The organism is Gordonia sp. SMJS1 (genome assembly GCF_029866425.1).
Lineage (GTDB): Bacteria > Actinomycetota > Actinomycetes > Mycobacteriales > Mycobacteriaceae > Gordonia > Gordonia hongkongensis.
In genome coordinates, this window is the sequence record NZ_CP123381.1 from 1,386,944 (window position 1) to 1,400,403 (window position 13,460).

General features: G+C 67.9%; 9 protein-coding genes and 3 pseudogenes. 6 read left to right on the forward strand and 6 right to left on the reverse strand.

The window, feature by feature from the left end; translation table 11 throughout:
* The first annotated feature begins 62 nt into the window (after window positions 1-62).
* The 3 genes and pseudogenes from QAD21_RS06330 to QAD21_RS25320 all read left to right on the forward strand — a co-directional run.
* Complete coding sequence (locus QAD21_RS06330; protein WP_280360860.1) at window positions 63-1,661, forward strand: helix-turn-helix domain-containing protein; 1,599 nt, start codon at window positions 63-65, stop codon at window positions 1,659-1,661.
* 76 nt (window positions 1,662-1,737) lie between these two features.
* A complete protein-coding gene (locus QAD21_RS06335) occupies window positions 1,738-2,613 on the forward strand; it encodes an SDR family NAD(P)-dependent oxidoreductase (RefSeq protein ID WP_280360862.1) in 876 nt (291 codons plus the stop codon).
* Window positions 2,610-2,771 (forward strand): annotated as a pseudogene (locus QAD21_RS25320) (SulP family inorganic anion transporter); the annotation flags it as partial. The gene QAD21_RS06335 and the pseudogene QAD21_RS25320, both read left to right, overlap by 4 nt.
* 3 nt (window positions 2,772-2,774) lie before the next feature.
* On the opposite strand, the pseudogene QAD21_RS06340 reads toward QAD21_RS25320, so the two are convergent.
* A pseudogene (locus tag QAD21_RS06340) lies at window positions 2,775-4,052 on the reverse strand (SulP family inorganic anion transporter); the annotation flags it as partial.
* A gap of 26 nt (window positions 4,053-4,078) precedes the next feature.
* Here QAD21_RS06340 and QAD21_RS06345 point away from each other — a divergent pair.
* A pseudogene (locus QAD21_RS06345) lies at window positions 4,079-4,183 on the forward strand (dehydrogenase); the annotation flags it as partial.
* A 3-nt stretch (window positions 4,184-4,186) separates the two neighbouring features.
* Here the strand turns inward: QAD21_RS06345 and QAD21_RS06350 are convergent.
* From QAD21_RS06350 to QAD21_RS06360, 3 genes are all read right to left on the reverse strand, one after another.
* The gene (locus tag QAD21_RS06350; protein ID WP_068972453.1) at window positions 4,187-4,618 is read right to left on the reverse strand and encodes a MerR family transcriptional regulator; all 432 of its coding nucleotides are present in this window, start codon (window positions 4,616-4,618) and stop codon (window positions 4,187-4,189) included.
* Window positions 4,619-4,809: 191 nt separating this feature from the next.
* A complete protein-coding gene (locus tag QAD21_RS06355; RefSeq protein WP_058251564.1) occupies window positions 4,810-6,981 on the reverse strand; it encodes a glutamine synthetase III in 2,172 nt (723 codons plus the stop codon).
* Between the two features lie 201 nt (window positions 6,982-7,182).
* Entirely contained in the window at window positions 7,183-9,144 is a 1,962-nt protein-coding gene (locus tag QAD21_RS06360; protein WP_280360865.1) for a gamma-glutamyltransferase family protein, read from the reverse strand.
* Window positions 9,145-9,281: 137 nt separating this feature from the next.
* Here QAD21_RS06360 and QAD21_RS06365 point away from each other — a divergent pair, with 137 nt between their 5' ends.
* Complete coding sequence (locus QAD21_RS06365; RefSeq protein WP_269552545.1) at window positions 9,282-9,719, forward strand: SRPBCC family protein; 438 nt, start codon at window positions 9,282-9,284, stop codon at window positions 9,717-9,719.
* Here QAD21_RS06365 and QAD21_RS06370 read toward each other — a convergent pair.
* Window positions 9,716-11,362, reverse strand: a complete 1,647-nt coding sequence (locus QAD21_RS06370) for an MFS transporter (protein WP_280360868.1) — start codon at window positions 11,360-11,362, stop codon at window positions 9,716-9,718. The genes QAD21_RS06365 and QAD21_RS06370 overlap by 4 nt on opposite strands.
* Window positions 11,363-11,414: 52 nt before the next feature.
* Window positions 11,415-12,080, reverse strand: coding sequence for a TetR/AcrR family transcriptional regulator (locus QAD21_RS06375; RefSeq protein WP_068972455.1), 666 nt, complete (start codon window positions 12,078-12,080; stop codon window positions 11,415-11,417).
* Window positions 12,081-12,231: 151 nt separating this feature from the next.
* On the opposite strand from QAD21_RS06375, the gene QAD21_RS06380 reads away from it, so the two are divergent.
* Window positions 12,232-13,455 (forward strand): oxygenase MpaB family protein, encoded by a 1,224-nt coding sequence (locus QAD21_RS06380; protein WP_280360871.1) that lies wholly within the window; start codon window positions 12,232-12,234, stop codon window positions 13,453-13,455.
* The last annotated feature ends 5 nt before the right edge of the window (window positions 13,456-13,460 follow it).

Sequence of the window (13,460 nt, forward strand, 5' to 3'; positions counted from 1 at the left end):
CCGTCCCCTTCGACGTCGCGATATGGCCGATCAGCCGAGGTGGGGCTCGTAGTCTTGTCCGTATGGACAAGACTGCCGGTATCGCGCTCGGGCGGTTGGTCCTCGCCCTTGACCAGACCGTCGCGACCCTGGTCTCGTCGCCCCGCGGTCTCGACGCGCCGGTGTCGACGATGGCGATGGTCGACGCCGACGACGTGCACTACGGGCTCGGGCATGCCGCCCGATCGGCCGACCTGTTCCTCCTGGTCGGACTCACCGATGACGTCGTCGTGGAGTGGCTCGGCGGCCTCGGCGCGCACCGCCCGGTCGCCGTACTGGCCAAGAACCCCGCACAGACCCTGGTCGGCCTCGCCGATCGACTGGGCATCGCGGTCATCGCCATCGATCCGCACGCCCGCTGGGAACGCATCTACAACCTCGTCACCCGGGTGCTCGACGCGGCACGCGGCGCGGTCGGGAGCGGCGAGTCCATGGAGTCGGGAAGCACCGGCGACCTGTTCGAGCTCGCCGCGGAGGTCGCCCGCCGGACCGGTGGTCTGGTCAGCATCGAGGACGAGCACGCGCACGTCCTCGCCTACAGCTCGGCCGGTGAGGAGGCCGACGAATTGCGCAGACTGTCGATCCTGGGCCGCGAGGGGCCGCCGGAGATGCTGGCCTGGTTGCGGGAGTGGGGCGTGATGGACGCGGTCCGGAAGTCGTCCGGAGTCGTGATGGTCGACGCACGCACCGATCTCGGACTTCGGCCGCGTCGCGCGGTCGCCATCCGTCCGGCGTCGGGCCCACCCGGCGATCGCTCCGACGTCCTGATGGGGGTTGTCTGGCTGCAGGAGGGGTCGCGCCCGCCGGCCCGCGACACCGACGAGGTACTCGTCGGCGCCGCAGCTGTTGCGGCCCGGGTGATCTCGCGACGGCGTTCGGCAGGCTCCGACCACGATCAGCGGGTCCGGCGACTCCTCGGTGTCGGCGGAGTCCCGGTCGACACAGACCACCTCGCCGCCCAGCTCGGCATCGCGCCGACCGCCACGGTGACGGTCGTGGGGTTCACGGCCCCCGACGGCATCCGCGCCGGGCAGGTCTCGGCGCTCATGCTGCACGCCAGCGCTTTCAGTCCGCTGTCGGTCACGGTCACGATCGGTGACCGCGCGTACGTCGTGCTCCCCGGCGTCCCGCTCGACGACGCCGTCACGTGGGCGCGGATCTCCGTCGACGCCGCCGACCGCCAGTTCGCCGTATCGGCACGCGCGGTCGTCGCCGGCCCCGACACCATCGCCGCCGCAACCGATCTGCGTTCTGCGATCGATCGTGTCCTCGACGCCGCCGGTCGCGACGCCGACCTGATCGACGACGTCACCACCGTCGAGCGATCCCGCACCGGGGTGCTGCTCGCCGAGATCATCGGATTGCTCTCGGAGAACCCCGATCTCGTCGACAGCCGGGTCGCCGGGCTCGCGGATCTCGACACTCGCAGCGGCAGCGAGTTCACCGCGTCGTTGCGCACCTACCTCGACCATTTCGGTGACGTCCGCGCGGCAGCGGCGGCGCTGCACGTCCATCCGAACACCTTGCGCTACCGCATCCGTCGCGTGCAGACCCTGACCGGGATGGATCTCGACGACCCGGCGACGCGTCTCGTCGTGGCACTGTCCCTGCGCGTTCGGTGAGAGTCGCTGCGCCCCCGAGTCCCACCGCCGGCCGAGTGCCACCCCGCCCGGTCATCCGGTGGGTACCGTGGCGCCCATGCCCTCATCGTCGAAGTCCCTGTCCGACCTGACCGGCTCGCGGGTCGTCGTCACCGGTGCGACGAACGGTATCGGGATGGCCACCGCCCGCGCGCTCGCCCGGGCCGGTGTGCAGGTGGTCCTGGCCGTCCGCGACACCGATCTCGGCGCCCGGCGCGCACGGGAATTCGGCGGTGACTGCGAGGTGATCCGGCTCGATCTCGCCGACCTCGCCTCGGTGCGGACCTTCGTCGAGGAACTCGACGGCCCGATCGATGTGCTGGTCAACAACGCCGGCATGTTCCCGCATCAGCATCGGACGACGCGGGACGGATTCGAACTCGGCATGGGCACCAATTTCCTCGGGCCGTTCGCCCTGACCAATTTGCTCCTGCCGCGCATCAGGCGGCAGATCGTGTCCGTGGGTTCGGAGGGGCATCGCCGAGCACGTATCGATCCCGCCGACCTGGACCTCCGACGCGCCCGGTGGTCGTCGCCGCGGGCCTACACCGGGTCGAAACTCGCGGTGATGCTGTGGGGCCTCGAACTCGACCGACGGTTGCGCGACGTCGGGTCGCCGGTGACCTCGATGCTCACCGATCCCGGCTGGGCCGCGTCGAACATCTCGAACAAGCCGGGCCTGGGCGTTCTGCACCGCGCGGCGCAGGGCCTGGCGGGTGTCGTCGGCAACGATCTCGACGCCGGCGCGGCACCCACCCTGCACTGTCTGACCGAGCCGATCCCGCCGGGCAGCTACGTGGGGGTCGACGGACCGTGGGGACTGCGCGGCTGCGGGGCGGCGTCGGCCGTCGGAATCGCCCGACGCCCGCGAGGGTGGGTGACCCCCTCCGCGACAGACGTTTCCGTTACCTCACGAAAGTCGAGACGCCGATGACGGCCGAGGTGCTGACTCCTGCCCGACAACAGTCGGTGCTGGCGACCCTGCGCTCCCCGCGGCGCCTGCGTACCGAGGTCCTCGCCGGTCTCGTGGTCGCGCTCGCGCTCATCCCCGAGGCCATCTCGTTCTCGATCATCGCCGGGGTCGACCCGCGGTCGATGACGTTCGGCGCTGTGGTCGTCGAGGCCGACGATGGTGGCGGTCTTGCCCTTGGCTGCGTACTTGGTGGTGACGGCATCGAGCGTAGCGACCGTCGACGCGTCCCAGATGTGTGCGCCGCTCATGTCGATGACGACGTCGTCCGGGTCGCCGACATAGTCGAACTGGTACACGAGGTCGTTGCTGGACGCGAAGAACAACTCGCCCAGCACCGCGTAGACGCGGGTTCCGGGTTCGGGATCGGCGACATCGACCACCTCCGTGAAGTGGGCGACCCGGCGCGCGAACAGGACCATCGCCGTCAGGACGCCCACGATCACCCCGTACGCGAGATTGTGGGTGGCCACGGTGACGACGACGGTCGCGAGCATCACGGCCGTCTCGCTCTTCGGCATGCGCCGCAACGTCTTCGGGTTGACGCTGTGCCAATCCATGGTGCCGACCGACACCATGATCATGACGGCGACGAGCGCGGCCATCGGGATCAGCGCGACGATGTCACCCAGCCCGACGACCAGGATGAGCAGGAAGAGTCCGGCCAGAAACGTCGAGATGCGGGTGCGGGCCCGGGACTCCTTGACGTTGATCATGGTCTGGCCGATCATCGCGCACCCGCCCATGCCGCCGAAGAGACCGGTCACGATGTTGGCGATGCCCTGACCGGTGGCTTCACGCGTCTTGTCGGAGTGGGTGTCCGTGAGGTCGTCGACGAGCTTGGCGGTCATCAGCGATTCGAGGAGGCCGACGAGTGCCATGGTGAAGGCGTAGGGAGCGATGACCGTCAACGTGTCCCAGGTCCACGGAACGTCGGGGATGAACAGGCTGGGCAGACTGTCGGGCAGGTCGCCCTCGTCGCCGACGTCGGGGACGGAGAACCCGACGGCGAGTGTGACCGCGGTGAGCAGCACGATCGCGACGAGTGGTGATGGGATCGCCGTGGTGAGCCGCGGCAGACCGACGATGATCGCGAGCCCCGCCGCGACGAGGGGATAGACCAGCCACGGCACCCCCAGCAGGTGGGGGAGTTGAGCCGTGAAGATGAGGATGGCCAGTGCGTTGACGAATCCGACCATCACGCTGCGCGGGATGAACCGCATCAGACGGGCGACACCCACTGCGCCGAGGACGATCTGGATGACCCCGGCGAGGAGCACCGCGGCGATCAGGTGATCCAGGCCGTGACTGGCGACCAGGGGCGCCACCACCAGCGCCACCGCCCCGGTGGCGGCGGAGATCATTGCCGGACGGCCGCCGACGATGGCGATCGTCACCGCCATCGTGAACGAGGCGAACAGGCCCACTCCCGGTGCTGTCGGGCCGGTCGCTCACGGCGTGCGACTACGAACTGGCCGGTCGACTGTGGACGGAGGCCGAGGCCCGCACCGGTACCCGGTGGCCGCTGGGGTAGTGCTTACGTCGCCCTACCGGCGGACGCGGGATCGGTCAGTCGATCCGACAGCTGGGCGGTGAGTTCGTGCGCATACTCCAGTTGCCGCTCGAGCTTCTCGCACGCCAGTCGTGCGCGCTGCCGGAACTCCGCGACCTCCTCGAGTGCCGCCCGCCGGTCCGCCGGCGCCGCGTCGGAGTCGTCGAGGACACTCTCGGCGTGCAGGAGTGCGCGCATGTCGTCGAGGGTGAAACCGAGAGGCTTCATCCGCCGGATCACGAACAGCCGATCGATGTCGGCCCGGGTGTACAGCCGGAAGCCCCCGGCCGAGCGGGCGGACGGGACGACCAGACCGACCTCGTCGTAGTGGCGGATCGTCTTGATGGACAACCCGGTTTCCGTTGCCACCGCGCCGATCTGCAGGTGCTCGGCGGTGTCGGTCCCGTCGTCGGTCACGACCTGTCCTCTCTGCCCGGTCAGCCCTCGCCGCCGAGCTGCCCGCTGAGACGAGGACGGACCAACTCTACCCTCACGGGAGGGTAGAGATGCTAATGCGGGTGCGCGGATGGGCGTCACGCCACACAACTCCAGGCGCGCAGCAACACGCCCCCTGCGCGATGCGCAAGGGGCGTGTCGACGATGCGGGATCAGAGAATCGTGAGCATCTCGTTGTAGGTCGGCAGCGGCCACAGATCGTCGGCGACGATGGACTCGAGGGTGTCGGCGACCTCGCGGACCGCGGCCATGGCCGGGACCAGTTTTTCCAGCGCGTACTTCGACTCCTCGAAGGTGGACTCGCCGTGCATGCCGGCGATACCGGCATCGAGGGCCGTCAACCCGTCGTGCAACGTGCTGATCAGTCCGGTCAGTTCCTCGAGCAGCGGTGTGGGAGCCTCGATTCCGGCCATCTTGAGCGACGCCGCGGTCCCGGCGAGCTCACCCTGGTACCGGATCGCGGCCGGCATGATCATCGTCTTGGCGATCTCCGCGGTCTCCTTGGCCTCGACGAGGAGGGTGAGCGCGTAGTACTCGAAGATGACGTCCTCGCGGGCCTCGAGCTCGCGGGCCGACAGCACGCCGTACTTCTCGAAGATCTCGACGACCTCCGGCGAGGTGTACTCCGTCACCGCGTCGACCGTCGTCCGCAGGTTCTTCAGTCCGCGGGCGGCGGCCTCTTCCTGCCATTCGTCGGAGTAGCCGTTGCCGTTGAAGATGACCGAGCCGTGGGCATTGACGATCTCCTGCAACACCTTCTGGACGGCGTCCGCGAGTTCGAGACCGTCGGCGAGGAGCTTCTCGAGGTCCGAGGCGATGAAGTCGATGGAGTCGGCGAGGATCGTGTTGATGGCGACCATGGGATCGGAGATCGACTGATTGGAACCCGGTGCGCGGTACTCGAACCGGTTGCCGGTGAACGCGAAGGGGCTGGTGCGGTTGCGATCCCCCGGATCGGCTTTGAGGGGCGGCAGGGTGTCGACCCCGAGTTCGATGACCCCCGCGGCCTTGGAACCGGTGGCGCCGCCCTTGGCGATCTGCTCGAAGACGTCCATCAGCTGGTCGCCGAGGAAGATCGAGATGATCGCCGGCGGAGCCTCATTGGCGCCGAGACGATGATCGTTCGACGCCGACGCGACCGCCGCGCGCAGGAGCCCGCCGTAGAGGTGTACCGAGCGGATGATCGCGCCGCAGAAGGTCAGGAACTGCATGTTCTCGTGCGGGGTGTCGCCGGGATTGAGCAGGTTGCCCTGATTGGCGTTGCCGAGCGAGAAGTTGACGTGCTTGCCCGAACCGTTGACGCCGGAAAACGGCTTCTCGTGCAGCAGGCATTTCATACCGTACTTCTCGGCGACGGCCTTCATCGTGGTCATCATCAGCTGCTGATGATCGTGGGCGAGGACCGACCGCTCGAAGACCGGTGCGATCTCGAACTGGCCGGGCGCGACCTCGTTGTGCCGGGTCTTCGCCGGGATCCCCTGCTTGAACAGCTCGCGGTCGAGTTCGATCATGAACGACAGCACTCGTTCCGGGATGGCACCGAAGTAGTGGTCGTCGAACTCCTGGCCCTTCGACGGCGGTGCGCCGAACAGGGTTCGGTTGCAGGTCATGAGATCTGGTCGCGCATAGAAGAAGTGCTCGTCGATCAGGAAGTACTCCTGCTCGGCGCCGGCGTAGGAGACGACGGTGTCGACGTCGTCGTGGCCGAAGAGGCGGAGCAACCGCATGGCCTGCTTGCTCATGGCCTGTTGGCTGCGCAGGAGCGGGGTCTTCTTGTCGAGGGCCTCGCCGGTCCACGAGATGAAGATCGTCGGGATGCAGAGGGTGTTGCCGTTCGGGTTCTCCAGGATGTACGCCGGGCTGGTGACGTCCCAGCCCGTGTAGCCGCGGGCTTCGAAGGTGCCGCGCAGACCGCCGTTGGGGAAGCTCGACGCGTCGGGCTCGCCCTGCAGCAGCGTCTTGCCCGCGAACTCGGCGAGCGATGCACCGGTGGAGTCGGGTTCGAGGAACGAGTCGTGTTTCTCGGCCGTGAAACCGGTGAGCGGGTAGAAGACGTGGGCGTAGTGGGTGGCGCCCTTCTCGATGGCCCAGTCCTTCATGGCCACCGCGACGTAATCGGCGAGGGTGGGGTCGAGCGCGCACCCGGTGTCGACGGTCGCGGCGACCGCCTTGAAAACGTGCTTGGGCAGCCGCTTCTTCATGACCGACAGGCTGAACACATTGCGCCCGAACGTGTCTGCGAGGGGTTCGGTGAACCCCGGCGCCGACACGTCGTAGGTCGTCACGGCCTCGATCGCCTGTCGGCGGGACATGCTGCCACTCATGGACACTCCTGGATGATCTGGGCCCCCTGTGCGCGGGGGCGCACGACGACGTCGCTACACCGTTTGTCGCAATTGCGAGCGCTTCGACGCTATGAGCTGGGTGTATGCGCCCGATTGCCCCCATGTGACGCCGAGGAAAACTAGTGCCCCTCGGAACCGATCGGAGCAACGCCGTTTTCCGAGAACCCGTGGCGCGACGGTCTACCGCAGCGTCGCGTTGTCGCCCATCACCGCGCCCTCGCGGCGCGGATCGGCGCCGCCGATCCAGCCGCCGCCTTGTCGCAGCAGGGCGCTGAGCCCGCTCGACTGTTCCTCGACCGACACCTCGGCTCCGCGTTCCCGGAGGCCGCGGACCAACGGATCGTGTGCGCCGTCGTCGGTGGTGTCGACGAGCGGGTGTTCGCCGCCGACGTTGGAGGTCGGGGTGTTGGCCGAGCCGAAGTCGATCATCGATACGGCCTGCTGGGGATCGAGGCCCCAGTCCAGCATCCCGACGATCGTCTTGATGACGAACTGGATGATCACCGACCCGCCGGGGGAACCCAGGGCCGCGACCACCTCGGCGGGCGCTCCGTCGGCGCCGGGCTGCAGAACGAGTGTGGGCGCCATCGACGAGCGCGGCCGCTTGCCCGGCGAGACCCGGTTGGCGAGCAGCGTCCCGTCGTCGTCGCGGGGTTCGGCGGAGAAGTCGGTCAACTCGTTGTTGAGTAGGAACCCGTCGACCATGTGGTAACTGCCGAAGGCGGATTCGATGGTCGTCGTCATCGTGGCGACGTTGCCGTACCGGTCGGCGACGGTGATGTGACTGGTTCCGTGTTCGGTGCCCGGGTGCGACCCCAGGGGCACCGGTCCGAGGTCACCCGCCGGCGCCTCGCCGAGCGAGGAGTCGGGTGAGATGAGCGCTGCCCGAGACCGCAGATAGGCCGGATCGAGGATGGTCGCGACCCCGCGCCCGGGCAGCGGGACGAAGTCCGGGTCGGCCACATACTTGTCGCGATCGGCGTAGGCGAGGCGTTCGGCCTCGGTGACGAGGTGCACGGCGGCTGGGTCGGGACGCCCGCCGTCGGCGTCGAGATCGGACGGCGGCATCGACGGCAGATCGAAGTTCGCCAGGATGCCCAGCGCCGACGCGACGGCGATCCCGCCGGACGACGGTCCGGGCATGGCCACGATCTGTCGCCCCCGATAGGTGGTGACCACCGGCTCCCGGGCGATGGCACGGTAGTCGCGTAGATCCTGCTCGGTCATCAGGCTCGGTGTCATGCCGCCCGCGGTGCTGCCGGCCTCGGCGACGATGGCTCGGGCGAGCGGCCCGTCGTACATCGCGCCCGCGCCGTCGGCGGCGAGGGTGCCGAGCGTCTTGGCGTACGCGGGGTTGACGAGCCGGGCGCCGGCCGGCTTCGCGGCGCCGTCACTCCCGAGGAAGTAGGAGCGGGCCTCGTCGTCGGCGCCGAGTTCGGCCGCCGACGCGGCGATCGCGGTCGCCAACCGCGGGCTGATGTCGAACCCGTTGTCGGCCAATTCGATCGCCGGATCGAACAGATCTCGCCACGGTTGTCCGCCGAAGTCGGCATGGACCATCTCGAGCATGCGCAGCACGCCCGGCACGCCGATGGACCGTCCCGAGGCGCGGGCACTCGGCACGGGTGGGGTGGGATCGTCGGGGGCGATCCGGGTCAGGTAGGTCTCGGTGGCCGCCGCCGGCGCCGTCTCGCGACCGTCGAAGGCCCGCACGCTCTTCGACCCCGCGTCGTAGTAGAGCGCGAAGGCGCCTCCGCCGATCCCGGAGGACTGCGGCTCGACGAGTCCCAACACCATCTGCGCGGTGACCAGGGCGTCGGCGGCCGTCCCGCCGTCGCGCAGCACCTCGCAGGCCGCGCGGGTCGCGAGCGGATTGGCGGTTGCCGCTGCGTAGGTGTCGGTGACGACCGGTCTCATCCCTGTTCGGAAGCCGGACGCGACTTCCGGTCTGGTGGCGATGTCGGTGGGTGCGTCCGTCATCGTCTGGGCGTCGATCATCTCGCCGTTGGGGATCTCGGCGCAGGTGACCGGACTCGCTTCCGGCTCGGCTGGATCCGAGCCGCAGGCAGTCGCGAGGAAGGTGGTGGCCGTCGCGACGACGAGGACACGTACCACTCGAGAGACTCCGGACCCGGCCGTCATCGGCCAAGCGTACTGACCGAGTGGCCGTTCGCGACGCGAACTGGGTCGAATGTTCAGGACAGCGGCCGTGACCGCATAGGGTCGAGGCGGAGGGCCGCACCGGCATGGTCGGCCGGACGAGACGAACGGGGAGAATCGTGGGAGTGGTACGGCATCAGGCGAAGATCGACAGGCCGCGCGAGCGGGTCTTCGACTACATCGACGGTTACCAGAACGTCCCGGAGTACCTGCTCGGGGTCACCCGGTTCGAGCCGACGACGGAGAAGACCAGCGGACTCGGCGCGAAGTTCGCGGTCTCGATGGACGTCGGGCCGAAGACACTGAAGTCGGTGGTCGAGTGCACCGAGTACGTCGAGAACGAGCTCATCGAGTTGAAGGCCGTCGAGGGTTTCGACGCGAACACGACGTGGCGGTTCGCCGACGCGGACGGTGGATCGGGCACCGAACTCGACGTCGAGATCAACTACAACCTCCCCGGCGGTATGGCGGGCAAACTCCTCGGCAAGGTCGTGGGACCGTTCGCCGCTCAGGCGGTGCGGCACACAGAAGCGACGATCAGGAAGAAGATCGACTAGGAGCCGGATTTCGGCTCGGGCTCGGCCGACTGCCGTTCGAGCGCCGGGCCGGGTTCCGGTATCCGGTTGGGCAGGTGCCGCGAGAACAGCAACGCCAGCACGAGCAGGCCGAAGACGACGAACAGCGACTGCTGCAGGGCCGCGATCTGCGAATCCGAATAGGCCTGTGACACCGCCTGTGCGGACTCCTCCGAGCCGCCCGCGTCGAGGACGAGGGTGCGCGCCTCGTCGGCGGAGATGATCGGCACTCCCTGCTCGTCGACGGCGGCGATGATGCGTTGTTGGTCGGTGGGGGAGAGGTTCTCGGCGTCGTTGACCGCCGACACGAAGCCCGACGACAGCATGAGCAGGAAGACCGATCCCGCGACCGCGGTGCCGAACGACGACCCCAGGTTCTGGAAGGTGCCCTGCAGGCCGCCGACCTCCGAGGTGTCCTTCTCCTCGACAGCGGACATGTTGACGTTGCCGAGTTGTGAAGCGAGCAGACCGAAGCCGGCACCGACCACGAACATGCCCGCGGCGAAGGCGGCGTTGCGCAGATCGATTCCCACCGAGGCGATGACGAGAAGCGTCCCCAGCGCCATCGTGATCTGTCCGCCGCGGGCGATGAACCGTGCGGAACGCCGTGCGGTGAGCCAGGATCCGAGGATCGAGAACAGGACGAGCCCGACCGAGAGCGGCAGGATCTTCACCCCGGTCTGCAGTGCATCGCGTCCGAGCATCGTCTGCAGGTACACGGGAACCACGAAGAACAGGGCGGCGATCGCGAAGTACTGGGCGAGGAAACCGCCGAGTCCGCTTCGGAGAGCAGCGATGCGGAAGAGTTCGACACGCAGCAGCGGTTGGCGGCCGGACGTCGCCAGGGTGCGCTGCCGCAGGACGAACAACCAGAGCACGACGACCCCGGCGAGCAACAGGTACGCCACGGGGGAGACACCCAGCGGGGCGATCTCGTCCCCGCCGAGCTCCGGCGGATGCTGCGGCTTCAGCCAGCCCCACGTCTTCGATTGCAGTACGCCGTAGACGATCAGCGACAGCCCGCCGGCGGATGCCACGACGCTGAGCGGGTCGATGCGTACCTCCGGGTCGCGGGGTACGTCACGAATCAGCTTGGCCGCGAACAGGACCGCCACCATGACGACGGTCTCGGCGACGAACACGTAGCGCCACGACAGATAGGTGGTCATCACGCCGCCGAGCAGCGGGCCGACAGCGGCGGCCAGTCCGGTGACCGCGCCCAGGATCGAGAATGCGGTGACCCGGGCCTTGCCCGTGTAGTTGATGGCGGCCAGCGATGCGATCGCGGGGATGACGAGCACCGCGCCCAGCCCCTCCACGAGTGACCAACCGATGAGCAGGACGGTCAGGTTGGGACTCAGCGCCGTGGTCAGCGAGCCGATGCCGTAGATGACCGCACCGATCTTGAATGCTCTTGCGCGCCCCATCAAGTCGCCGAGCTTGCCTCCGGTCAGCATGAAGGCGGCCATCGTCAGCGCGTAGAAGGTGATCGCGGCCTGCATGCCGGTGATCGAGGTCCCGAGGTCGTCGGCCACGACCGAGATGGACACGTTCATCACGGTGCTGTCGAGCACCATCACGAACTGTGAGACGGCCAGGATGATGATCACAGACCAAGAGCGCATCGTCAGTCTCCTCAGATGTGGTGAGCGCTCTGATCTTTACAGGTTCGGCGGTTTACTGCGCGGGATTGAGCATCGGTACGAGGAACTGGCGCGCCACCGTGGCGAGCTGCGCGTCGTCGGTGATGTCGACGACGCGGCTGGGCACGGTGAGGAACGACGCGGAGATGCGGACCATCATCTCGGCCACGAGATCGACGTCGAGTTCGTCGGAGATGTTGCCCGCCAGCTGTTCCCGGCGCAGCTGGGCGGCGACGAAGTGCTGGACCGTCGCGAGCAGCATGCCGTCGCCGCCGATCATCGATTCGATCAGCATGCTGGGCTCGGCGTCGCTGATCTCACCGATCAGCGGGTTGCCGGAGATCGCCCGCAGCGAACCGACGAACCCGACCACGACGCGGTCGGCCACGGTGTCGGCGCGGGGGATCTCCGCGCGGAACCGGTCGAAGTACCGACGGAACTCGCGGAGCACCACCTGGTCGACCAGGGCGTCCTTGGTGGCGAACTTGCGATACAGGGTGACTCTCGTGACGCCGGCGCTCTTCGCCACCTTCTCCATCGGCGTCCGTTGCACGCCCAGCCGGCAGAAGAGTTCGAAGGCCGCGTCGAGCAGACGTTCGGCGGTGGGATCGGCGGCCTCGTCGGATTGAGCCGCGGATTCGAGAAACGCCCGCTGGAGAAGCGAGCTGGACAGCGAAGCGCCGGACGGCTGCGTGGTCACTCGCCTCACCCCCTTCCTCACATCATGACCGCATGAGCTTCCATGATCGCAAATTTCGCGAAAGAGGTGTGTTCTGGACCACGCGGTGGTAACAATGATACAAGGATACGTTGTTTGTCACATTGATACATGGAAGTGATGGGACGGGGTCATGGAAGATCTGAACAGGCGGAACCTGATACGCGCGGGCGGTGTCGTCGGCGCAGCCGGTGCGGTCGCGGCGCTCTCGCAGACGACGCCGTGGACGTGGTCGCCGGCGAACTCGGTGCCCGGCCGCGGTCGCGGCGCGGACCCGCGGCAGCTGTGGGACGACGAGGCCGACCCGGTGATCGCCAAGGTCATCGACAGCGGGCAGGTGCGCAACGTCAATCGCCTGCTGCGCACGTGGCATCGTAACTCGCAGCCGCTGCCCGCCGGGCTGCCCTCGGAACTGCGCGACTTCATGGAGCACGCTCGTCAGCTGCCCGCGTGGGCCGACCAGGCCAAGCTGGCCGACGCGGTCCGATTCAACCAGAAGCGCGGAACCTACCTCGGCGTCCTGTACGGCTTCGCCAGCGGCATGATGAGCACCGTCATCCCGCGCGAGGCCCGGTCGGTCTACTACTCCAAGGGCGGATGGGACCTCAAGGACCGCATCACCAAGACCGCGAAGCTCGGATACGACATCGGATCGCTCAACGCCTATCAGCCCGGCGGCGAGATGATCGTGACCTGCGTGAAGACCCGTATGGCGCACGCCGGCGTGCGACACCTCCTGCCGCAGTCGCCGCACTGGGTGCACGGCGCGACGGAGAAGAAGCCGATCAGTCAGGCCGACATCATGGTCACCTGGCACAGCCTGCCGACGACCGTCATGCGCAACTTCGACATGTGGAACGTCCCGATCGCGGCCGACGAATCCGCCGGATTCCTGCATTCGTGGCAGATCACCGCTCGCCTGCTGGGCGTCCAGGACGAGTACATCCCCGCCTCCTGGGCCGCCGCCGACTCGCAGGCGCAGCAGGTCCTCGACCCGATCCTGGCGCCGACCCCCGAGGGTCGCAAGCTCGCCGACATGCTGCTCGACCTCGGCATGAACCTCGACCTCTCGCTGATCTCGCGCGGCGTCCTGGGGGCGCTCACGCGATTCGTGCTCGGTGACAAGGTCGCCAACTGGTATCAGATCCCGCGGGAGCCCGTGTGGAGCCCGCTGCTCGAGACGGCGTGGGGTCCGTACGTACAGATCCGCGAGGGCCTGCTCAACGTCGGCATGCCGCGTGAGGCGTACTGGCTGTTCGACGAGTTCCTCCGCCAGTTCGTGCTCTTCTACATGTCCGAACTGCGGATGCCGATCAACATCGAGATCCCGGTGATCAACAACCCGAAGTACAACTAGCCAGA

Coding starts and splice junctions, on each gene's coding strand:
- QAD21_RS06330 (WP_280360860.1), top strand. CDS start 63: ATGGACAAGACTGCCGGTATCGCGCTCGGGCGGTTGGTCCTCGCCCTT.
- QAD21_RS06335 (WP_280360862.1), top strand. CDS start 1,738: ATGCCCTCATCGTCGAAGTCCCTGTCCGACCTGACCGGCTCGCGGGTC.
- QAD21_RS06355 (WP_058251564.1), bottom strand. CDS start 6,981: ATGAGTGGCAGCATGTCCCGCCGACAGGCGATCGAGGCCGTGACGACC.
- QAD21_RS06360 (WP_280360865.1), bottom strand. CDS start 9,144: ATGACGGCCGGGTCCGGAGTCTCTCGAGTGGTACGTGTCCTCGTCGTC.
- QAD21_RS06370 (WP_280360868.1), bottom strand. CDS start 11,362: ATGCGCTCTTGGTCTGTGATCATCATCCTGGCCGTCTCACAGTTCGTG.
- QAD21_RS06380 (WP_280360871.1), top strand. CDS start 12,232: ATGGAAGATCTGAACAGGCGGAACCTGATACGCGCGGGCGGTGTCGTC.